At 59.6% G+C, this 22,412-nt stretch carries 20 protein-coding genes; 10 read left to right on the top strand and 10 right to left on the bottom strand.

The genetic code is table 11. The features are described from left to right. The 7 genes from H7698_RS27895 to H7698_RS27925 all read right to left on the bottom strand — a co-directional run. A partial coding sequence (locus tag H7698_RS27895) for an acyl-CoA dehydrogenase N-terminal domain-containing protein (RefSeq protein WP_194691113.1) occupies window positions 1-136 on the bottom strand: 136 nt, incomplete at its 3' end. A gap of 37 nt (window positions 137-173) precedes the next feature. Continuing rightward, the gene (locus H7698_RS27900; RefSeq protein WP_194693540.1) at window positions 174-2,684 is read right to left on the bottom strand and encodes an efflux RND transporter permease subunit; all 2,511 of its coding nucleotides are present in this window, start codon (window positions 2,682-2,684) and stop codon (window positions 174-176) included. Window positions 2,685-2,709: 25 nt separating this feature from the next. Continuing rightward, a complete protein-coding gene (locus tag H7698_RS27905; RefSeq protein ID WP_194693541.1) occupies window positions 2,710-3,789 on the bottom strand; it encodes a WD40/YVTN/BNR-like repeat-containing protein in 1,080 nt (359 codons plus the stop codon). Between the two features lie 95 nt (window positions 3,790-3,884). After that, the gene (locus H7698_RS27910) at window positions 3,885-5,243 is read right to left on the bottom strand and encodes a DUF1329 domain-containing protein (protein ID WP_194693542.1); all 1,359 of its coding nucleotides are present in this window, start codon (window positions 5,241-5,243) and stop codon (window positions 3,885-3,887) included. A 35-nt stretch (window positions 5,244-5,278) separates the two neighbouring features. Then, window positions 5,279-7,180 carry a DUF1302 domain-containing protein gene (locus H7698_RS27915; RefSeq protein WP_194693543.1) on the bottom strand — a complete coding sequence of 634 codons (1,902 nt, stop codon included), beginning with the start codon at window positions 7,178-7,180 and terminating at the stop codon, window positions 5,279-5,281. A 197-nt stretch (window positions 7,181-7,377) separates the two neighbouring features. Then, a complete protein-coding gene (locus H7698_RS27920; protein WP_194693544.1) occupies window positions 7,378-8,202 on the bottom strand; it encodes an SDR family NAD(P)-dependent oxidoreductase in 825 nt (274 codons plus the stop codon). Between the two features lie 78 nt (window positions 8,203-8,280). Beyond that, window positions 8,281-9,303 carry an AraC family transcriptional regulator gene (locus H7698_RS27925; protein WP_194693545.1) on the bottom strand — a complete coding sequence of 341 codons (1,023 nt, stop codon included), beginning with the start codon at window positions 9,301-9,303 and terminating at the stop codon, window positions 8,281-8,283. Window positions 9,304-9,514: 211 nt separating this feature from the next. Here H7698_RS27925 and H7698_RS27930 point away from each other — a divergent pair, with 211 nt between their 5' ends. From H7698_RS27930 to H7698_RS27950, 5 genes are all read left to right on the top strand, one after another. Continuing rightward, entirely contained in the window at window positions 9,515-10,570 is a 1,056-nt protein-coding gene (locus H7698_RS27930) for a 3-keto-5-aminohexanoate cleavage protein (protein WP_194693546.1), read from the top strand. Between the two features lie 131 nt (window positions 10,571-10,701). Beyond that, a complete protein-coding gene (locus H7698_RS27935; RefSeq protein ID WP_194693635.1) occupies window positions 10,702-11,970 on the top strand; it encodes an MFS transporter in 1,269 nt (422 codons plus the stop codon). A 60-nt stretch (window positions 11,971-12,030) separates the two neighbouring features. Next, the gene (locus H7698_RS27940) at window positions 12,031-12,357 is read left to right on the top strand and encodes a Rieske (2Fe-2S) protein (RefSeq protein WP_194693547.1); all 327 of its coding nucleotides are present in this window, start codon (window positions 12,031-12,033) and stop codon (window positions 12,355-12,357) included. A 19-nt stretch (window positions 12,358-12,376) separates the two neighbouring features. Beyond that, a complete protein-coding gene (locus H7698_RS27945; protein ID WP_194693548.1) occupies window positions 12,377-14,068 on the top strand; it encodes an AMP-binding protein in 1,692 nt (563 codons plus the stop codon). Between the two features lie 293 nt (window positions 14,069-14,361). Next, window positions 14,362-15,372 carry a YeiH family protein gene (locus tag H7698_RS27950; RefSeq protein WP_194693549.1) on the top strand — a complete coding sequence of 337 codons (1,011 nt, stop codon included), beginning with the start codon at window positions 14,362-14,364 and terminating at the stop codon, window positions 15,370-15,372. A 65-nt stretch (window positions 15,373-15,437) separates the two neighbouring features. On the opposite strand, the gene H7698_RS27955 is transcribed toward H7698_RS27950, so the two are convergent. After that, window positions 15,438-15,839 carry a carboxymuconolactone decarboxylase family protein gene (locus tag H7698_RS27955; protein WP_194693550.1) on the bottom strand — a complete coding sequence of 134 codons (402 nt, stop codon included), beginning with the start codon at window positions 15,837-15,839 and terminating at the stop codon, window positions 15,438-15,440. Between the two features lie 120 nt (window positions 15,840-15,959). On the opposite strand from H7698_RS27955, the gene H7698_RS27960 reads away from it, so the two are divergent. Further along, entirely contained in the window at window positions 15,960-16,994 is a 1,035-nt protein-coding gene (locus tag H7698_RS27960) for an AraC family transcriptional regulator (protein WP_194693551.1), read from the top strand. Window positions 16,995-17,090: 96 nt separating this feature from the next. Here H7698_RS27960 and H7698_RS27965 read toward each other — a convergent pair whose 3' ends face one another. Beyond that, window positions 17,091-17,519, bottom strand: coding sequence for an Rrf2 family transcriptional regulator (locus tag H7698_RS27965; RefSeq protein WP_194693552.1), 429 nt, complete (start codon window positions 17,517-17,519; stop codon window positions 17,091-17,093). A gap of 141 nt (window positions 17,520-17,660) precedes the next feature. On the opposite strand from H7698_RS27965, the gene H7698_RS27970 reads away from it, so the two are divergent. Beyond that, a complete protein-coding gene (locus tag H7698_RS27970) occupies window positions 17,661-18,548 on the top strand; it encodes an NAD(P)/FAD-dependent oxidoreductase (protein ID WP_194693553.1) in 888 nt (295 codons plus the stop codon). A gap of 628 nt (window positions 18,549-19,176) precedes the next feature. On the opposite strand, the gene H7698_RS27975 is transcribed toward H7698_RS27970, so the two are convergent. Continuing rightward, complete coding sequence (locus H7698_RS27975; RefSeq protein WP_194693554.1) at window positions 19,177-19,413, bottom strand: hypothetical protein; 237 nt, start codon at window positions 19,411-19,413, stop codon at window positions 19,177-19,179. Between the two features lie 212 nt (window positions 19,414-19,625). On the opposite strand from H7698_RS27975, the gene H7698_RS27980 reads away from it, so the two are divergent. The 3 genes from H7698_RS27980 (at window position 19,626) to H7698_RS27990 (ending at window position 22,390) form a co-directional block, all read left to right on the top strand. Then, window positions 19,626-20,186 carry a hypothetical protein gene (locus H7698_RS27980; protein WP_194693636.1) on the top strand — a complete coding sequence of 187 codons (561 nt, stop codon included), beginning with the start codon at window positions 19,626-19,628 and terminating at the stop codon, window positions 20,184-20,186. A gap of 326 nt (window positions 20,187-20,512) precedes the next feature. Then, window positions 20,513-21,349, top strand: coding sequence for an ABC transporter ATP-binding protein (locus H7698_RS27985; RefSeq protein ID WP_235992975.1), 837 nt, complete (start codon window positions 20,513-20,515; stop codon window positions 21,347-21,349). Between the two features lie 39 nt (window positions 21,350-21,388). Further along, window positions 21,389-22,390, top strand: coding sequence for an ABC transporter substrate-binding protein (locus H7698_RS27990; RefSeq protein WP_194693555.1), 1,002 nt, complete (start codon window positions 21,389-21,391; stop codon window positions 22,388-22,390). The last annotated feature ends 22 nt before the right edge of the window (window positions 22,391-22,412 follow it).

Here is a 22,412-nt window from a genome sequence, read left to right on the forward strand (position 1 = left end):
CTTCCAGAATGGCTTCGACCGTTTCAGCATCGACAGTTTCGGCCAGTGCAGGCAACTCGGCCCAGAGTTTGGCGACCTCGAATACTTCATTGAGGACGAAGCGCATATCGCGCAGGGGCGCTTTGTAATCAGCCATGATGAAATCGCTCGCTTGGAGATTGGAGAGTAGACATTCAGGATTCGCCAGTGCCGACAGAGTAAGGACGTTTGATGGCGGCGACTTGACCATCCGGGACAAGCGTTTCCTTGCTGCGTCGTTCACCATTCAGAAGGAAGTACGACAGCGCCGGAATCAGGACCAGTGCCCCGAGCATGTTCCACAGGAACATGAAGGTCAGCAGGATGCCCATGTCGGCCTGAAATTTGATCGGCGACCAGGCCCAGCACACCACGCCCGCCGCCAGGGTAATGCCCACCAGTCCCACAACCCGTCCGGTAAACGCCACTGCATTGCGATAGGCTTGGGGCAGCGACTGGCCCTGGCGCTGGTAATGCAACTGCACACTGAGTAGATACAGCGCGTAGTCCACACCGATTCCGACACCCAGGGCGATCACCGGGAGGGTCGCGACTTTCACCCCGATGCCCATGGCCACCATCAAGGCTTCACAGAGGATCGAGGTCAATACCAAAGGTAGCAAAGCCACCAGCGTCGCCCGCCAACTGCGGAAGGTGATCAGGCAGAACAGCATGACCGCCAGGTACACATACATGAGCATGGTGCGGTTGGCCTCGCGCACCACAATGTTGGTCGCGGCCTCGATGCCGGCGTTGCCGGCGGCCAGCAGGAACTGACGATCGGCGGTGCCGTTTTCCTTGGCAAACCTGTCGGCAATGGCCACCACGGCGTCCAGTGTTTCGGCCTTGTGATCCTTGAGGTAACCGATCACCGGCATCAGCGAGCAGTCGGTGTTGAACAACTCCGGGGCGTTGACCGAGGCCTGTTGCGCTGCGTAGTTCAGTACATTCTGGTTGCGCTGGATGTTGTTGAGCTTGGGGTTGCCTTCGTAGGTGCCGGCGGTGATCTGCCGTACCGCGTTGACCAGCGACGTCGTCGCTTGTACACCCGGGTTCTGTTGCAGTTCCCAGGCCAGGCGGTCGGCCAGCACCAGCGTCCTGTAGTCGAGGCAGCCTTCCGGTGCGGTCTTGATCATCACGGCGAACTGATCGCTGGACAGCGCGTAGTGGCTGGTGATGTAGGCGTTATCACGGTTGTAACGCGAGTCCGCACGCAGCTCAGGGGCACCGCTGTCGAGGTCGCCGATTTTCAGGTGCAGGCTGATTGCGAAACCACTGACACCCAGCAGCACAGCGACCAACACGGCACCAGTGGCCCACTTGCGCGTGGTGAAGCGGTCGAGCAGATCCCACACTTTGCCAAAGCCTCGATGCTCGGCGGCGCGCGTGTCGATTTTCAGCGCGCGCTCGGCAGCCTTGCGCCCGACGCCGATGTAGGACAATGCCACCGGCATCAGCAACAGCGAGGTGAAGATCAGCACGGCCACGCCGATGCTGGCGGTGATCGCCAGGTCCTGGATGACCGGGATGTCGATCAGCATCAATACGGCGAAGCCCACCGCGTCAGCCAGCAATGCAGTGACCCCGGCAATGAACAGGCGGCGGAAGGTGTAGCGCGCGGCGATCAGTCTATGAGTGCCGCGGGCGATGTCCTGCATGATGCCGTTCATCTTCTGCGCCGCGTGGGACACGCCGATGGCGAAGATCAGGAACGGCACCAAGACTGAATAGGGGTCGATGGCGTAACCCAGCCACGCAACGATGCCCAGCTGCCAGACCACTGCGATCAACGAACAGCCGACCACCAACAGGGTACTGCGCACACAACGGGTGTAGGCATAAATGATGATCAGCGACGTGATGACCGCGAGGCCGAAAAACATCATGACTTGAATCAGGCCATCGATCAGGTCGCCCATCAGCTTGGCGAAACCGATCACCCGGACCTTGTACTGACCCGTGCCCTCCTCCCCAGCCTTGTGTGAGGCGCCGTTGGCGAACTCGAACTTGTCGCGCAAGCGCTCTTCGAGCTGACGGGAGAACGAATGGTAGTTGATGCTCTGACCAGTGGCCGAGGTTTTGTCCAGCAGCGGCACGATCAGCATGCTCGACTTGAAATCACTGGCCACCAGGCTGCCGACGATGCCTGCGCGGTTGATGTTCTGCCGCAACTGTTCGATGTCCGGGGGCGAGCCCTGATAACTGTCCGGCATCACTGCGCCGCCCTGGAAGCCTTGCTCCGTGACTTCGGTCCAGCGCACGGCCGAACTCCACAGCGATTTCATCCAGGCGCGATCGACGCCCTGCATGAGGAACAGTTCGTCATTGACCTGCTTGAGAACCCTCAGGTAGTCCGGATCGAAAATATCGCCTTGGGTGTTTTCAACCACCACGCGCACGGTATTGCCCAAACCCCGCAGCGACTGGCGGTTCTCCAGGTAGTTCTGGATGTAGGGCTGGCTCTGCGGGATCATCTTTTCGAAGCTGGGGCGCAGCTCCAGGCGCGTCACCGCCATGTAGCCCAACACCACGGTGGCAAGCGCCATCAGCAGCATGAACAGCGGGCGATGGTTGAACACCAGCCGTTCCAGCAGATTACCGGAGCGCCGGTCGAAGTCCGGCAGTTCGCGGATCACCGGCATGGTGTCTTGCTTCAAATTGCCCATGTCTGGGTACTCACTCTGATTCTTGTCATTTTTCGACGGACAGCGTACTCACACCGCGGGCACCGACCAGCACCAGCGCACCATTGCCGGCCGATGCTGCACCGGCAACCGGTGCCTGCCGGGCCTGCGGCATCAATTGCAGCGGCGCATTGCCGCCTCGGCTGATGAGCATGTGCCCGGCCTGGGTGAACAGTCGGAAATGGCCGTCGGCGTCCCGCGTGGCAGCGGTGATGCTGACCTGCAGACCGCTCTCGAGCTGGGTCCAGTTCAGCCCGCCATCGGTGCTGCGAAACACATGCCCGCGCAGGCCATAGGCGAGCACTTCGCCAGGCTGGCCGACTACGCCGAAAAAACTGCCTTGATAGGGTGTCGGTAAGGCGGAGAAGCGTTGGGCGTGGTCATCCCATTTGAGCAGCAGGCCTTGTTCGCCGGCGATGTAGAGCGCCTCGCCCGTGGAGGTAATGGCATTGAGGTGAAACCCTTGCGGGTTGTCGGTGCGGTCCTGAAACGGTACCCAATGCTGTCCACCGTCTTCGGTGCGCAGGATGAGGTTGAAGACCCCGACCGCATAACCGAGCCTGTCGTTGGCGAACCAGACGTCGAGCATCGGTTTATCGGCGCCTTCCTCGATCCATCGCTGGCCATCGGCGGCCAGCACGGCCCATTGTTCGTTGTCCGGTTCAGCCTGCGCCAGGGCGGTGTAATGCTTGAACATCAGCTCGCCGATCTGGCGGCCATCGAGTTGCTTGGTCCAGGTGACGCCGGCATCGCTGCTGTGCAACACCACACTGTCATTGCCGACCGCCCAGCCTTGGGTGGCCGAAGGAAAACTGACCGCCGTAAGGTCGGAACTGACCGGTACTGCGGCCTGCTGCCAGTGTTGTCCGGCGTCATCGGAATAAAGTATGTGCCCGCGCTGGCCCACGGTGACCAGACGCTGCCCCGCCTGGGCTGCACCCAGTAAGGGGCTGCTCGCTGCCAGTGCACTCGACCGGGATGGCAGATCCAGCACGTCCACGTAGGTCGATGCCTGCGCACCGCCCAGCAGCAACGCCAGCAGCGTCCCGAGCACCCGTGGCGCAATCTTCTTGTTACAGGAGCCCATGATGCGCCCTCTTGGCAAAAAGGCGCCGGGAAGTACCTGCGTACGACCCGGCGCAAAAACTGCTCGATCATCAATCGGCAGTAGCGACGAAGGTGTTAACGGATACCGGCACCTGCCAGCGATTCCGGTGCCCATTGAGTCTTGCTCAGCGCCTCGCTGTATTTGATACCGCCGTAAGGGCCAGGGAAGCCCACGGCGCTGTAAGTGCCACCGACCAGGTCGTAAATCAGATAAGGCGAGGCATCCGGCACCTGTTGGTCGTAGCTTTGGCTGAGGAAGCTATAGACGCCGCGGTACAGTTGGCCGTTGGCATCGTATTGGTCGGATGCCAGAGCGACCCAGGTGTCTTCATCCAGATAGAAGCGGCGCTTGGCGTAGATGTGCCGTGCTCCCGGCTTGAGGGTCGCCTCGACCACCCACACCCGGTGCTTTTCCCAGCGAACGAACTCGGGTGCCAAATGGTTGGGGGTCATTACCGGCTTCAAATCGTTCTGATACGTCACACGGTACGTGTTGTACGGAACGATCACTTCCTGCTTGCCCACCAGTTTCCAGTCAAAGCGGTCCAGCGCACCGTTGAACACGAAGGAGTCGTCCCACGTAGAGGCACCGGCGCTGCCTGGGTTAGGCGTGTCGTAGGCCAGGCTCGGTGCCAGCTTCACGCGGCGTTGTCCCGGCAGGTATTGCCAGCCACGACGCGGTTGCACCAGCGGGTTGACCGAGTCGCGCAGCATCACAGCCTCACCGGCACGACGGGCCGGGCCGGTGAAGGTCAATTTGGTCTGGTAATAGGTGTCCGCAGCCACCAGCTGTTTGGACAGGTCGTCATAGGCGGCGTAGTTGATCTGCGCGATACCGGTCGTAGCCAGACTGGCGACGCCGGCGGAGTCGACGTTCCAGTTGTCATACTTGACCTGGAGATTGACGCCCTGGTAGCGCAGCAAGTGGTTCCAGATGGCCTCGGCGCCGGTCTTCGGGATCGGGAACGGAATGCCCGGCAACGCATTTTCGATGGAATTGCCGCCTTCGGTGGAGCGTGCCGCAGTGGCATTTTTTACCGTGTTGTCCAGCACACCTTTAGGCAACGCGGCCGTGCGGTGAGTCGGGAACACCTCGACACGGAAGCTCGGATAACGCTTGACCAGTTCGGCGGTCACTGCGGTCAGCTGGCCCTTGTATTGATCCACGTTCTTGCCATCGATCACCAGCACCGGCTTTTCAGAAGCGAATGGATCGGGGCGCGATTTGTCGCCCGCCTTGAAGCTGGCCGGCGGGGTAGTCAAGCCACCCTGATAGGCAGGAATTGAACCGTCGGCGTTGCCGGCTTTTTCGGCGCCGACCTGGGTCAACTGGTTGCCCAGTTTCGCCGCTTCCGCGGCATCGACAGCCGCGTGGATCGGTCCGGCAAGGGCCATGGCCAGGGAAGCGGCCATCAGGGTATAGGCGAATTTCATCTTGGTGTTCTCCTGCTTTCGCGAGGCTGGGTGAATCAGAAGGTGGTTTTCAGGGTCAGGTAAACCGCACCCCGATCCTCGGTGGCACCGGAGCCGGAGGCCGAAGCCAGACCGCCTGCGTAGCAGGTGTAACGCTGTGTGCCGTCAAGGGCGTTAGGGGTCGAACCATCGGTTGCGCCGTCGTCGCAGTCCATGGTTTTGCCAAAGGCGTCGACGTACTTGAGGTCAACGTAATACTTGTTGTAGATCGCGGCGCTCACTCCAACGGCGTAGTTGCCGGCATCTTCCGCGCCACCCGCTACCACAGGTGAAACACCGTCGATGCCGACGTTGACCGAGATCGGAGCACTCAGGTCCACGCCGGGAAATACCTGGTACCAGGTTGGCGTGAAGTTGACGGCGATGCCCCAGTTGTCACGGGTGGGTTTGTCGATACCGCGATAGGTGTCTTCGCCCTTGTAGAGCGCCTTGTTTTTACTATCGAGGCTCAGCAGGTTGCTGTAGTACAGCTCACCCAACAGCGTGGCGGAATCGAACAGCGGCGTATCGGCGATCGCCACCAGTCCATTGACGGTCCAGTGCAGTGTGTCGCCCGTGGCGGCCAGGCTGTCACCGTCCCGTGGCACATCGGTGATCACCCCGGTACCTGGACTGCGTGCAGGGAGCAAGCCAAGACCCGCCTGCAAGCCGCCGGCACCCGGGGCACTGATGATCGCCGGAATGCTGGCCAGTGGCATGTTGTGACGAATGTTCAAATCGCTGCCAACGCTGACCCCGCCCACTTCCTTGGACAGACTCAGACCATAGATATCGATGTCATCGCCATAGGCAAATTCATAGGTGGCAGTGCTGATCGAGTTACGCAGCCCCGCTACCCCGCCCACGCTGGTCAGGCCCCGAGTATCGAGGACGGCTTGGGGGAGAATGTCGGAAGTCTTGCGGTAGTAAGCACTCAGCGTTCCGTCCAGCCACTCGGGCGACCATTTGAGCATCAGGCCCCAGTCACCGCGATTGTCCGGGGTGTAGTCATGACCGCGTCGAACGGTGGTCAGGGTGCCATTCGGCCCCGCCAGCCCCGCACCACCGGTATGCCCCAGCAGGAACGACTGAGCGCCGAAGCCGACCACGTCGGAGCCGCTGTAGAAAGTACCGGCCTCAGGCAGGCGAGCGCCTTCCCAATCCAGGAAGTACTGGGCGCCGAAGGTCAGTTCGGGAGTGAGTGTAAAGGTGCTCGAAATCTGGTTGCGCGGAACGAACAGTTCCTTGGCTTCGGTACCGGGCGATGCCGCGGCCTTGGCGAGGTCAAGGGACGCCTGTCCATAGCTCAGCGAGTGCACCGGGTTGAGTACCGTCTCGCCCCAGAACACGTTGTGCTGGCCGGCCTTGATGCTGAGCTGGGAATCATCGCCGACCTGGGTGTTGTAGAACACGAAGGCATCGAGCACTTCGCCAGACGGCCCGCTGTAGTAGCGCTGGGCGTAGTTGCTCAGGTGCGGGCTGCCGAAAATGGCCGGTGCCGCCGGACGCCCGCCAAACCCGGAAATCGATGAGTATTCATCGTTGCCGTTCACGAACGGGTTGGAGTTCGAGCCGGTGTTGTCATAAGCCTTGTCGTACCAACTAGCCGTGCTGACACGAAAGCCCATTTTGTTCTGGTAAACCACGTCCAGCTCGGACAGCAGGTCGACGCGGTTGGTGATGTTGGTGCCGGCCTTGCGGAAATTGTAATCACCGTCGTTGCTGTTGGGCGTCCCCAGAATGCGCTGGTCGGCACTCTCCGTACGCACGCCATAGTTGTACTTGACGGTGTTGTCGAAACGGATGGACCAGTCTTCGCTGCCCGTATCCAGTTCGACAGCGTGGGCGGCCGGCAGACTCGAGGCCAGGATAGCGGTGGCGAGCAGTTGGCGCCGCGCGCAGAGATTGCGACTCTTCATCGGGTGATACACCTTTATTGTTTTTGTTGTGGCTTGCCGGCAGACCTGGCGGCTGACGACGGGTAAATGGGGTTCAGGCTACGGATGGATAAGCGCTAGTCCCGGAACTCACTCTAAGAGCAACGCTGTGATCGGGATTGACTTATCGGGGCATTGGTTTGACATTTCGGGACGTCCGACAGACCGTCCCGAAAAACTCAGATGTAGGTGCCGCCGCCGGCGTTGATGATCGAACCGACCAGGTAACACTCGTCCGACGCCAGGTGGGACACCAGCGCCGCGTACTCCTCGCCCTTGCCCAAACGCCCCAGCGGCATGACCTGTTTGAACACGCTGAGTTGTTCAGGCGACTGCTGTTCGAGGTAGCGCTCGAAGGCTGGGGTCTGGACGCCGCCCGGACAGATCGCATTGACCTGCACATTGGCGCCGGCCACTTCATAGGCAACCGCACGGGTGAACGCGATGACCGCACCTTTGGCTGCCGAGTAATGCGGGCTGTGCGCCCCCATGGCGGAAATGCCGGCAATGCTGGCGATGTTGATGATCTTGCCGTAGGCCTGGGGCTCCATGCGCTGCAAGGCAGCGCGGGTGCAATAGAAAACGCCGTCGACGTTCACCGCCCAGAAGCGCTTCCATTCTGCATCGTCCATGTGGCGGGTGATCTCCAGCGACTGACGGGGCAGCGGTTGGGTCACCAGCGCGTAATGGCGCTTGCGGCGCTCGTCATCATGGGGTTTGTCCGGCACCAACGCAGCGTTGTTGACGAGGATGTGCAGTGTGCCGAATCGCACATCGATCCGTTCGAACATGGCGTTCACGTCAGCGCTCGACGAGACATCACATCGCACTGCCAGGCATTGCGCGCCCAGCGCCTCGATCATGCTGCGTGTGGTTTCAAGCGCCGCTTCGTTGATGTCGCAAATGACCACGCTGGCGCCTTCACTGGCCAGGCGCAGGGCAATGGCTTGGCCCAATCCACCTGCGCCACCGGTAATCAAGGCAACTCGACCATTCAATTTCATGGGGACACTCCGTCTTGTGGAGGACGAAGTGTCGCCGAGCGGCGAGCATCCGCCTTGACCTGACGGGACATCGACCTGTCAAACGGATGGATCGCTGCCAGCCTGTTTGCTGCGGTTTCGCCATTCCCGAGGCGAACAACCGAATTCAGTGCAAAACCAGCGCGTAAACGAAGTCGGAACCGCGTAACCGATCATCATGCCCACACGCTGCAGGGAATAATTTTTGTTTGCCATGTAATGCAAGGCGAGTTCGCGACGCACAGCGTTGAGCAGCTCGGAAAATGTCAGGCCGGCCTCATCCAGTTCCCGTTGCAGGGTTCGCACGCTGACGCCTTTGGCATAGGCCACCTGATGGATGGTGGCGCGCCCGACCGGCATCAGCAAATAGATGGCCTTGCGCACATCGAAAATCACCGAGTGCTCGCTGGCGTCAGCCATCGAATCCATGAACTGACGAGCGTAACCCGCCATCGCCGGGTCGGCCTGGGGATTGAGTTGATCAATATCCTCGGCGTCGCAAACGATGCCATCGAACTCGGCGTCGAACACCACCCGGCAACGAAAGAATCGCGTGTGCTCCTGCTGGCTTGCCGGGGCCTCATGGCTGAAATGAATGCTATGCGGATGCCATTGACTGCCCATCAACGATTTGCACGTGCGGTGCAGGATGCCGATCGCCAGCTCGGCCGCTTGACGCTTGGGTACGCCCGCATCGGCCATGATTTCATCGCGGATCAGCACCGTGTGCCCTACCGTTTCCAGGTTCATGGCCAGTGTTCGATTGAGCAGGTGTCGATACTCGATGCTGGTGAGGAGCATGTCGCGCAGTGTGCGCTGATGACTGAACAGCAAGCTGATGGCGCCGAGATCCGAGAGTCGTCGAGCCTCGGCCATGCGCAGGCCAAAGGCCGGGCAGGATGAGCGAGCCGCAGAGGACTCCAGCAGCTTGAGAGCCGCCTCCAGCGGCAGCATGCATTCCGGGTCATTCAACATGACGGGCGTCAGGCCGACGCCACGCAGCATCTCGCCCGGATTCAGGCCGAGGTTCTGGGCAACCTCCGTGTAGTTCTTGAGGGTTGCCGCCCGTACAAACGCGTCCATCGCACCTCCTCCCGTGTTCTCGACTGCCGTCTTCGGTGAAGCCTGCAATCAATTATATGGGCACCGATTGAACACTGGTATTGGCACGTATTGAAAGGTTTTTGGCACGTGATGAGAGGTTTTCACCTGCCGGTGGCCCCAAAGTACAAGCCATGTACCACCGACAACGCCCCCCTCAAAGCACAAAAACAACAACTGACTGGAGACATGCATGAACTTTCTTGACGGATCCATGTACCCCGAAAACCAGCAAAAACTGGTCATCACCGCCGCCCCGTTTGCACCTTCCTGGATCCCCGCGGACTTCCCGGAAGAGATTCCAGTCACCATGGAAGAACACATTCAGATGGCCGTCGACTGCTATAACGCCGGGGCCACTGTGCTACACCTGCATGTGCGCGAGCTGGACGGCAAGGGCTCGAAGCGACTGTCCATGTTCAACGAGTTGATCGCCGGCGTGCGCGAAACCGTACCCGACATGATCATCCAGGTCGGCGGCTCGATTTCCTTCGCACCGGAAGATGATGGTGATGTCGCCAAATGGCTCTCGGACGATACGCGGCACATGCTCGCCGAACTCTCGCCCAAGCCCGACCAGGTGACCATTGCCATCAACAGCAACCAGATGAACGTCGTCGAGCAAATGCTGGAAGCCGACATTGCCGGTACCAGCATGGGCACGCCCGAGGGTTTTCGCGCCTACCGTGAGATGACCATCCCGGCGGGTCCGGAATGGGTCGAAGAGCACATCAAGCGCCTGTCGGCCAATGGCATACAAACGCAATTCCAGCTCGGCAACATTCCCTCGTTCGAAACAGTTGAACGGATGATGCGCCGCGGCGTCTGCAACGTGCCGCTGATCCTCACCTGGGTGGCCATTGGCGGTGGCGCCGACTCCCCCAGCCTCTACAACCTGGCGAATTTCGTGCGTGCCTGTCCGGACGGTTCCGTGCTGACACTGGAATCCTCGGTACTCAACGTGCTGCCACTGAACGTGATGGCGATTGCCCTGGGCCTGCATGTGCGTTGCGGCACTGAGGACAACATCTGGACCCAAAGCCGCGATCGCAAAATGGGCACGGTCGAGCAGATCGAGCAACTGGTGCGCATTTCCCGCGAAATGGGTCGCGAAGTCGCCACCGGCAAAGAGGCTCGCGAGATCTACAAGATCGGCACGTTCTACAAGGACGCCGACGAGACGCTGGCCGAGAACGGCTTCGCGCCGAATCGCAAATCCGGTCAGAAAGGCTTTACCCAATTCGGCTAAGTCGAACCTTGTGGGGCGCACGCTTGCAGTACCTGCGTGCGCCCCGCGAGTCCCGCTACACCTCATTTCAAGAGCTGCGAATTGAACGCGGCCGTAACAAGAGGAAAGACTCCGTGACTTTGCATGCTCCAATGGAAGTACGCAGTGAGACCTGGCGACGTGTCGCACGACCCTACGCCTGGGTGGTCTTCGCCCTGACCTTCGGCCTGTTGCTGTCAGACTTCATGTCCCGACAGGTACTGACGGTGGTTTTCCCGCAGCTGAAAGCTGAGTGGGGTCTCTCCGATTCCGAGCTCGGCGCGCTCTCCGGCGTCGTTGCGATCGCCGTCGGCGTGCTGGCCTTTCCGCTGTCAGTCGTCGCTGATCGCCTGGGTCGCATCCGCAGCCTCATCTTCATGGCGGCAATGTGGAGCCTGGCAACCCTGATGTGTGGTTTTGCCTCCGACTATCAAGAGATGTTCGTGGCGCGTTTCTTCATCGGCGTCGGCGAAGCGGCCTATGGCAGCGTCGGTCTTGCCGTGGTGCTGAGCATTTTCCCGCCGCAGCAAAGGTCCACCATCACTGGTGCGTTCCTGGCCGGAAGCATGGTCGGTTCCGTGCTCGGCATCGGCCTGGGTGGCGTCCTGGCGACACATTTCGGCTGGCGTGCGTCCTTCGTAGGCATGGCGATTTATGGCATCGCGCTGACGGCGGTGTATGCGCTGGTCGTCAGGCCTCGCCGCCTCGAATCGCCGCGCCCGGCTGCCGGCTCGGATCAGCGTCAGGTGCTTCCTCCGCTCAGGAGCCTGTTCTCGACGTCTTCAGTGTTGAGCATCTACATCGGCAGCGGCCTGCAGTTGTTCGCCATCGCTGCCCTGCTGACCTGGCTGCCCAGCTACTTGAATCGCTTCTACGACATGCCGCTGACGAGCGCCGGTGCAGTTGCGGCCATCTTCATGCTCTGCACGGCAGTCGGTATGCCTCTTTGCGGCGCCATCGCCGACCGGTCGTGCCACGGTTCGCCAACGCGAAAAATCGGATTGACCATGGGCTACTGCCTGCTCTGCAGTGCGCTGTTGACCGTGGCCTTTCAACTGCCGGCTGGACTGGCACAACTGGTCATGATCGGCCTGGCGATGTTCGTTGGCGGTGGCATTGTCGGCCCCTCCGGCACCATGGTCGCCGACCTGACACCACCTGCCCTGCACAGCACCTCGATGGCCACGCTGGCCATTGCCAATAACCTGCTGGGCATGGCCCCTGGCCCCTTCGTCACCGGGTTGCTCGCCGATCGCATTGGCTTGGCCTCAGCGCTTCAGCTGCTGCCATTGGCTGGCATTGCCGCAGCGCTGGTGCTGATGGTCGGGGTGCGCAATTACCGACAGGATCTTCAACGCGTCTGCGCTCAGCCTTGTTCCTGAGGCAAGCGCCACGGAGCGTGGAAATCGTCGAAGCACCCTCACCCTCTGCGAGACCTCTTTATGACAAACATCCTGGTGGTGCCCGCCTCTGTTGATCTGGGCATTGGCAAGCGCGCGCGTGTGCAAGCCAACGGCAGCCATATCGCATTGTTCAATGTCGATGGCCAGGTTTACGCCATCGACGACAGCTGCCCGCACAACGGCGCCTCATTGTTGTTCGGCAAGCTCGATGGTCGCTGGGTGCAGTGCCCCGCCCATGGCCTGCGTTTCAATCTGGCCACCGGCTGCCTGCGCGGCGGAGGGATGAACGTGCGCGCCTATCCCGTCGAGATCGCCGAAGACTGCATTCGAATCACCCTACCCACTCCCGTCACCCGCCACCAATAACTTCAACAGCAGGTTGATCATGACCCAATCATTCACCACAGCCCGTCATTGGCAACAGAGTTACGACGCCCGCGTACCGGCGAATATCAACCCCGATGCCTGGCCTTCGGTGGTCGCGATGGCGCAAGACGCCATGCAGCGCTACGCCAGCCAAACGGCATTTCGTTGCTTCAAGCACTCCCTCAGTTATGCGGATGTCGATCAGCAGTCCTGCGCATTTGCCGCCTATCTTCAGCACAACGGAGTGCAACGAGGAGACCGGGTTGCGGTGATGCTGCCCAATATCCCGGCATTTCCGGTGGCCATGTTCGGCATACTCCGGGCTGGCGCAGCCCAGGTGAATGTCAATCCGACATACACCCCGCAGGAGCTGTTGCACCAGATCAATGATGCCGGCGTCCATACCATCGTCATTATCGCCAGTGCACTCCCCACTCTGGAGGCAATACTGGTCGGCACCACCATCAGAAAAGTCATTGTGGTCAACCTTTGCGATACCTTGCCCGGGCCAGTGGCCGACGGCGCGATGGATATCCAGTCTTCAATTCCGTTGACACGTTTCAGCGACGCCTTGCGTGAGGGCAGCACGTTGCACCTGACACCGGTTGACCTGACGGGTGACGATTTGCTCTTTCTGCAGTACACCGGCGGCACCACGGGCCCCTCGAAAGGTGCTGCGCTGTCTCACCGCAACCTGATCGCCAACATCATGCAGGCACGCGCTTTTCTCCCTGACATGTTCGACACTGACGGCGACAACGTGGTGGTCACGGCGCTGCCGCTGTTCCACGTGTTCGCCCTGACGATCAATCTGCTGATCGGCTTTTCGGCCGGAGCCGAGAACTGGCTGGTTCTCGATGCGCGCAATACCGATGATCTGGTCGACACGCTGATCAAGGCACGGCCGACGCTGCTGACCGGGGTCAATACCCTGTACGGCGCGCTGGTACGCCATCCGCGAATCGGCGAAGTGGATTTCTCGCGCCTGCGCCTGGCGATTGGCGGTGGCGCCGCCGTGCTGCCGGCAACCTCGACGCAATGGAAAACCATTACCGGCCAGGAGATCCTCGAAGGCTACGGCCTCTCCGAGACGTCGGCCATTCTGTGTCTGAATGTCATGGGACGCAGCCAATTCTCCGCGGCCGTAGGACTACCCCTGCCTTCGACCGACATCGTGTTGCTCAAGGACGATGATCAACCCGCTCAATTAGGCGAGGCGGGAGAAATTTGCGCCAAGGGGCCACAGATCATGTCCGGTTACTGGCAAAAACCCACGGCCAACGCCAACGCGTTTACCACCGATGGTTACTTTCGCACGGGCGACATCGGCATTTTTACCGCCGATGGCCTGCTCAAGATTGTCGATCGTAAAAAGGACTTGATCATTGTCTCGGGCTTCAACGTTTACCCCAACGAGGTGGAGGTCGTTGTCGCCAGTTGCGCAGGTGTCAGCGAATGCGCCGTGATCGGCATGCCGGATGAACGCAGCGGGGAATCCGTGTGCCTGTACGTCGTCAGGGCCAACGATGCCGCACTCGATGAAGCTCGGCTGATCGAGCACTGCCGTGCACACCTTGCAGCCTACAAAGTACCTCGCCAGGTGCGATTCCTGGCGGCGTTGCCCAAGTCCACCGTGGGCAAGATATTGCGTAGGGACTTGCGCGTACTTGCAATCGCGGACAGCTCCACCGAAGCGACGGCGGTCAGTTGAACTGACGATACGTCAGGGCCAAAGCGAACTTCACAACCCGCAAATCCCATTGCCGAATTAACGCTGGCGCCTGGTGTCATTCGCCACTCCCCCCCTCCTCAACACCGTTCCTTCGACGACGGCCCAAGGGCATCCTCGGGTCGTGGCGGGGACGATATTTGACACCAAATGAAAGGTGGCTGGCACCAAATGAGAAGTTCTCAAACAGCCTTCGCCCTACAGTCAATCAACGGCCACACCGACACCTGCCCATTGCCATATCCCCATGGCTTCGCCTGCGAGGACTGCACTTCATGAGCTCAATCGCTCTCGTCAATATTCACTCTCGGGCCCTGGAACTGGTGCCGGGATTTTTCGTCAGCGTGATCGTTGCCACGGCGGCGACCTTCCTCTCCGAGCACTATGGCGCGCCGGTGATGCTGTTCGCGTTGCTGCTCGGCATTGCGATGAATTTTCTGGCCGGCGAAGGCAAGTGCAAGGCCGGAATCGAGTTCACTGCGCGCACTGTCCTGCGCCTCGGTGTAGCCCTGTTGGGGATGCGCATCACACTGGAACAAATTGCGACGCTGGGCTGGAGGCCACTGGCATTGGTGGTGATCGCAGTGGTTACGACCATTGCCGTGTCCGTAGTGGCCGCGAAGGTCATGGGCTTCAAACGCATCTTCGGCATGCTCACCGGTGGCGCCACGGCGATCTGCGGCGCCTCGGCGGCACTGGCCCTGGCTGCCGCGTTACCCAACCATCCGCAAAAGGAACGCGCCACGCTGTTTACCGTGATCGGGGTGTCGGCGCTGTCCACGGCGGCGATGATCCTCTACCCGATGATCGCCAAGTGGTTTGCCCTGTCGCCGCAGGAGGCCGGCGTGTTTTTGGGCGCGACTATCCATGATGTGGCTCAGGTCGTGGGCGCTGGTTACAGCATGTCTACCGAGACCGGTGATACCGCCACGGTGGTCAAGCTGATGCGGGTGGCGATGCTTGTGCCGGTGATCCTGTGCGCCACGCTGATCACTCGCGCGCAGGGTGCGGACCCCGCAGGCAAGCGCCCGCCGCTTCTGCCCATGTTCGCCATCGGTTTCCTGGTCCTGGCCTGTGTCAACAGCACCGGTTGGATAGCGCCCTCGGTACAGGGCTTCATTAACGAGTTGTCGCGGTGGTGCCTGGTGATTTCCATCAGTGCCCTGGGAATGAAAACCCAGCTCAAGGAACTCGCCACGATCGGTATCAAGCCCATTGTGTTGATGGTGGGAGAAACCGTGTTTCTCGTAGGTCTGGTGTTGCTGTTGCTGCACTGGGGGCTGTAAGGCGCGGGTTTGCGAAGACCGATCCGGCCTTCGCATCGGGGCAAGCAAGAGGTGTCGTGATGAATTCAGAAGGTACCTTGCACCGGCCCCTCGTCGGCCAGTTTTTTGGCCTCATCAATGAGGATCGGAGCGCCAAGCGCCATGCTGTGAATGCCCAGAATCGAGGTCAGCTGCAACACCGCCAGGATTTCCTCGACGGTGACACCCAGCTCAAGCGCCTTGCGAATGTGGCGACGCACACCGGGCGCATACAAATGAGTGCAGGAAACGTCGACGGCGATGGCGATCAGTTCGAAGGTCTTGGGTTCCAGAATCCCCTTGCGCAGGGGGTGTGTGGCCATGCCGAGAAACTTCTCCGTCCAGTCGGCATCCAGCTCGGCCAGCGAGTCCCAGGCAGTATTCCAGCTACCCGCCTCACGCATGGCGTCGCAGGTAGGGGTGTCCGGTTTGGTCTGGTTTTCATTCATTGCAATTCCTCAAGGTTGAGTGGTTGCTTTCAACTCTAAGCATGCCGGTGCCCTCTGTATTGACTCCAGGGGGCACAGGCGTGACATCTCGGGACACGCGCACGTATGGGTAATCACTCAATGAAAGGTCTTGTTCGAAGTGCCAGCCTCACCAACTACGCGGAAATTGCACGCTCGTTGAACGTCGACCCGATGCAACAGTTGCGTCTTGTCGGCCTTGATCTACGCTGCTTGCTGCAGCCGGACCTGAAAATCTCCATCGAGGCCGTGGCGCGATTGCTGGACAGTTCTGCGTGGGAAGCCGGCGTGGAAGATTTCGGCCTGCGGTTGGCAGAAAGTCGCAAAGTCTCCAATCTTGGACCGCTGGCATTGCTGTGGCGTGAGCCAACCCTGCGCTCAGCATTGAAGGCGCTCCAGGAGTTTCTTTATCTGCACAATCAGGGGTTGGTTCTGGATATCGAAGAAAGTGGCGGCGTGGCGGTGTTACGTCTTGAGCTGGTGACGGTCAGCCACTTGTTTGTGCGACAGTCCGTGGAGTTGGCGGTAGCGGTGACTCACCGAATGTTAAAGACTCTGCTCGGCAACCAATGGCATCCTTCTGCGGTGTGTTTGCGCCACTGCGCCCCCCGAGACGATAGCCGGCATCAGCGTGTGTTCGGCACGGCGGTACAGTTCAATTGTTTGCTGGACGGCATTGTCTGTCGCACCAGCGATCTCGACCAGACCCTTCCCAGTGCCGATCCGGAAATGGCCCGCTACGTTCATCAGTATCTGAAAAGTATTCACGAAGATTCCAGGACAGCCCTGCTCGAGCAGGTGCACCAGATGATCTGGACGCTGCTGCCTACCGGGCGTTGCTCGGTAGAACAGGTGGCAGCCCACCTTGGCCGCGACAGACGGACACTGCACCGGCACCTGGCGCGCGAGGGTGAGACGTTTTCTTCGTTGCTGGATCAAGTTCGCAGGGAGCTCGCATCACGTTACCTGGCAAACCCCCACCATCCTTTGAGCGAAATTGCCGGTGTTCTAGGTTTTTCCGAACTGAGCGCCTTCTCCCGTTGGTTCAGCCGACTCTTCGACTGCAGTCCATCCTCCTGGAGAACCCAGCCCTCCCCGATCAACCCAAGAAAACCGGCTCTTGAGCTATTCAATTAGAGGCTGTCCACAGGGGACAGCCCACATACAGCGCCATTGCGCGAGGTAACCTGATTTGCTGAAGCACATTGTCGGGTCGTATGGTGTCCTCCTCACTCACAAACTCCGATACCGGCGCTCGAAATCACTGGCGAGCTGTTCAAGGGTCACGCTCCCCAAGCGATCGATCAGCAACGCCTGCGCCGCATCAAATGCCTCGGTCAGCGCAGCATTCACAGCCTGTTCAACCAGGCATTCCGGGTGATCAGTCGACAAGCCGATGGCAAAGAGCGAGGACGAGCCCAAGGCCTGATGGATGTCCAGCAACGTCATTTCCGCAAGCGGTTTCGCCAGCGTCCACCCGCCGCGGTGGCCCTTTTCTGAACGCACGTATCCCTGCTCCTTGAGCAATGCCATGGTCCGTCGGACCACTACCGGATTGGTTCCGAGCATCTGCGCGATGGTATCGGACGTGGCGGGTTGTTCGTGACGAGCCATGTGGATCAGTACGTGCAGCATGCGGGACAGGCGAGTGTCGTTTCTCACGGTAGGCGGCTTCCTGAAGGGCGTGGCGTGAGTATCCCTCGATACAGCAAAAGTTACGAGACCATTGACACTCCGACATCATGTAACTTACGTTGTTTCTAGAGTTCTTCGAGCAGGTCGGAGATCCGGGGAGACTTGACCATGATTTATGACGTGATCATCGTTGGCGGCAGCTATTCAGGCATTTCCGCAGGTTTGCAATTGGCACGAGCACGCCGAAAGGTGTTGGTGATCGACGCAGGCCAGCGCCGAAATCGGTTTGCTCAAAGCTCACATGGCTTTTTAGGACAGGACGGTCGCGATCCCGGCAAGATTGCCAGCGAGGCACGCGCTCAGTTGCTGTGTTACCCAACCGTGGAATGGCTGTCGCAATCCGCCATCCAGGCCACGACGGACAATGATGGATTTGTCATATCCACTGCGAACGGGGAACACTTCACGGCGCGGCGCTTGATCCTGGCCACAGGGGTGGTGGATGAGTTGCCTGATGTTCCCGGACTGTCAGAACGCTGGGGGCAGCGCGTTTTTCATTGCCCGTATTGTCACGGATATGAACTCGACGGCGGGCCGATTGGCGTATTGGCGGCATCGCCGATGGCCATCCACCAGGCGTCAATGCTGCCCGACTGGGGACCTACAACCCTCTTCCTCAACCAGTTACTTGAGCCTGATGTCGACCAGTTGGCCATGCTGACCAGGCGTGCAGTGGTAGTGGAGCACGAGCCCGTCCTGTCGATCAGCGGGGAGCACGCCGATGTGAGGCTCGCCAGCGGCCGCGTGATCACACTTGCAGGACTGTTCACTCAGCCACGCACGCGCATGGGCAGCCCGTTGGCAGCGCAATTGGGTTGCGAATTCGAAGCCGGTCCAACGGGTGAGTTCATCAAGGTCGATTCGATGCGGGAAACCAATGTATCTGGCGTATTCGCTTGCGGGGATGCGGCAGTAGCCGCTGGCAATGTGGCCATTGCAGTGGGCGACGGCGCACGCACGGGCGGCGCGGCCCATCAATCGCTGATGTTTCGTTGAGCATCGTTCCCATGATGCCCGCGGCGGGATCTGCCGCTTTCCGGCATCAGTCGCATCAAGCGAAGGCTCACAAGGGATGGGCAGTTAGCAGCTGCCCCGATACCCGCTTCAAATCACGGCTTGAGCTTCAAATGCGCGTTGACTCTTGCGCTTTTAGGGTCAACCAGCCAGAACTCATTGTTAGCCACTTTCACCTGGCTGCACTTCGTTGGATAGCCCTTCAGGATGAAGCAAACAACGCCCTCTTTTCAGGGTCCAGCTTTCCTTCTCGGGCGGGTTGGGCGCCATTTGGAGAAAGTCATGTCGCACCTTCCTTGTAGTTGCCGGACAAATTTCCGGTAAATCAAAGCGTAGACAAGCCAGATTGCCGGCTCCTGTGCAGGCGCCCAACGGACGAGCAAAAAAACCGTGGCGAGGGGATTTATCCCCGTTCGGCTGCGCAGCAGTCGTAAAACCAGAGAACGCGATTTGCCTGATTCGCCTCGGTTGTAGCATCTGGGGCTGCTTCGCAGCCCAACGGGGATAAATCCCCTCGCCACGGGAATCCCCTCACTACAGCAATCCCCTCACCACAGAATCCCTTTGCCACGCCTTTATGTGTATCGATTAGTGGCCAGTACTGCCGGTATCAACCCGCCCGACCACCAACCTTTATCTGCGTCAGCCCAACCAACCCAGCCTGCTTCAGAATCTCCTCCGGCGTCGCATCCGCCGTGGGCATGATCAGGCTGTTTTCGCCATCCCCAAAGTGCAGTTGAAGCAGGTGCATCGCCGCTTCATGGGCCTGCAGTTCTGAATGCTTGAGTTCGAACACATGGGTGCGGGACTCGCCGTTGAACAGGTAACTCACGGTGTAGTTGTGCATGGAAGGATCCTCGTCATGGAAGTAGTGCAACTGATTATCCTGACTGGACAGTCAGTTTTTAGTTCAACTGCACCGCTTTGCGCTGTTCATTGAGGATCGATAGCAGCCTTTCAAGGCAGGCTACAATCGGTCGAAGTGGATTGATTTTTTGTCGTTGACGCGCTTGTCAGCAATTAAGCGCTCGTAAAGCAGCCGATGTGCAGGAGGCGTTTCTGACTAACTTCCCTATCGTTGCCACGGTCCTTTCAATAATATTGGGGCTTTCCGTCACCCGCCTACTTCTCGGTGCGTTGACGGTGTTCCGCATTCGAAGATCGGTTGCGCCCGACTGGGTCGCTCTTGTCTGGGCCGTTACGCTTTTTACGACACAGCTGCAATTCTGGTGGGCGGTCAATTCACTGCCTGCGGTGAAGGTGGTGTACTCATTTCCGGAATTTTTACTGCTCGTGCTATTGGCGTTATCGCTATTCGTATCTGCCGCCCTGTTGCTACCCAGTCGTAGTGAGGACGAGCAAAACGGACTTCGCCTCTACTTTGAACAAGATGGTCGTTACGCACTGCTATTCCTGTCCACGTATCTGGTTCTAGGCCTCATCGTGAACGTGTTCTTTTTCCAGGCTTCCCCGCTAGCGCTGTGGGGCGTCTTGGACGTCATCATGATCCTGCTGCCACTGTGCACATTCGTGGCCAAATCCCGCAAAGCGTATTCAATACTGACGTTGATGTATGTGCCGGTTATCGTTATCGACACTGTGATATCTCTGACGAATTAGGCGCAGTGCCTGCCGTTACTTCCCCGCCCAAATCCCCTGCCTTGTTTCACATGTAAAACAAACGACTCTCTTGGCGTTACCTAAAAAAGCACCGTCCTCTCGCACTGCCCTGAACTTCGCACAAGCAATGTGCAATTTCGTGCCATATAAGAAACCTCGTTTCGTATATGAAACACACCAATATTTATAAAAAACGCCTAACTGTTTATTTATAAACGACTTTTAAACAAAAAAGCGACTTGGCAACGCTCTGGCATTGTTCATGCACTAAACACCGTATCACCTATAAAACAGACCAGAGACCCTTCCCAATGGCTGTGAACGAGATGTACGCCGTCGCCCCGCAATGGATTAAGCCCGCTCCCAAGGAAGACCAGGAGCCCACCGAAATCGAATTCCGCAACGTCGGTAAATGTTTCCCGGCCAAAGGTAAATCCGAAGCGCCGTTCGCCATTCGCGAAGTCAACTTCAAGATTCGTCGCGGTGAAGTGGTGTCGATCATCGGCCCTTCCGGTTGCGGCAAAAGCACCATCCTGAACATGGGCTCAGGCCTTTATCGACCTTCCGAAGGCGAGGTGTTCGTCGGCGGTGAAGCCGTGACCGGACCGGTTCGCCAGGTCGCGTTCATGCTGCAAAAAGACCTGTTGATGCCGTGGCGCAGCATTCGTCGCAACGTCGAACTGGGCCTGGAGATTCAAGGTGTCGCAGCCGCCAAGCGTCAGGCCGTGGCCAAAGATCTGCTCGATCGTTGCCACCTGCAAGGCTTTGCCGACCACTACCCCTTCCAGCTGTCGGGCGGCATGCGTCAGCGTGCGGCACTGGCTCGCACCCTGGCCATTGACCCGCAAGTGCTGTTCCTCGACGAGCCGTTCTCGGCACTGGATGCGCAAACCAAGATGATCCTGCAACAGGACATGGCGCGGATGCTGTTCGATGAAAAGAAAACCGCGCTGTTCATCACCCATGACCTGATTGAAGCCATCGCCATGTCCGACCGGCTGCTGGTCATGAGCGCCCGCCCCGGCACCATCATCGAAGAAATCAGCATTGACCTGCCCTTTCGCGACAACCCGCTGGAGCGCCGCAAGCTGCCGGAAATCGGTCCGCTGGTCGGTCGCCTGATGGAGTTGCTGCAGGTCGGTGAAGACACCGAACTGCATTGATCAACGCCCGTGTGGCCATCACCTGATTCAGGAGTACGCATGTTCAAGTCTCTGTTTCAACGCTTCAGCCAGCTCTCCGGCCTCGCCCTCGGCCTGGGCCTGACGTTTGCTGCCCAGGCACAGTCCACCGATGTGACTTACCTGTTGCCGGCACCGCCGAACTCGCCGGCCTTCGCGCCGTGGATCATCGCCCAGCAGAAGGGCTACTACGCCGCCCAGAACCTGAACATGACGTTCATTGCAGCCAAGGGTGGCGTGGACGTGGCGAAGCAGATCGGTGCCGGTAACGCGATGCTCGGCGGCGCCATCGGCGACACCCCTATCGTGGTGCGCGCCAACGGTATTCCGGTGCGCGCCGTAGCGGTGCTGGGTGCAGGCGGGGTCACCATGATCGCCACCAATGCCGCCGAAAACATCAACTCGATCACCGACCTCAAGGGCAAGACCACGACGGTGATGTCCTACTCGGACACCACCTACTACGCCCTGCTCGCTTCGTTGCGCAAAGCCGGCCTGGGTAAAAACGACGTGAACATTCAGGCCGCCGGTCCGTCGGGCGTCTGGCAGTTGTTCTCGGCGGACAAGGCCCAGGCGATGGCGGGCGTGCCGGACTGGGTGGTGAATGCCGAAGACGCGGGAGTCAAGATCAAGCTGATTCCGCAGGATCAGATTTTCGAGAGCATGGCCCAAGCCATTCTCGCCTCCGATGACGCCATCAAGAACCATCCGCAGATTGTCCGCGGCGTGGTCCAGGCCACCCTGCAAGGCATGCGCGACATCATTCAGGACCCCAAGGCCGCCGCCGCCACGTTCGCCCAGGCCGTCCCCGCCTACGCCGGCAAGGAAGCCTCGCTGGAGAAGGTCTTCAAGCTCTACGTCGAACACGTCTACGCCAACCAGACAGTGCCGGGACGCATCGATCCGGCGCGGCTTGAAGCGGTCCGCCAGTTCTATGTCAGCGAAGGCATCGTCACCCAGGAGCCCAAGCTCGACGACCTCTATACCAACCAGTTCATCGACACCCAAACAGCCGCGCAATAACGGCGAGTGACGACAAGGTAAA

The sequence above is a fragment of the Pseudomonas sp. p50(2008) genome, assembly GCF_015351605.1.
GTDB lineage: Bacteria > Pseudomonadota > Gammaproteobacteria > Pseudomonadales > Pseudomonadaceae > Aquipseudomonas.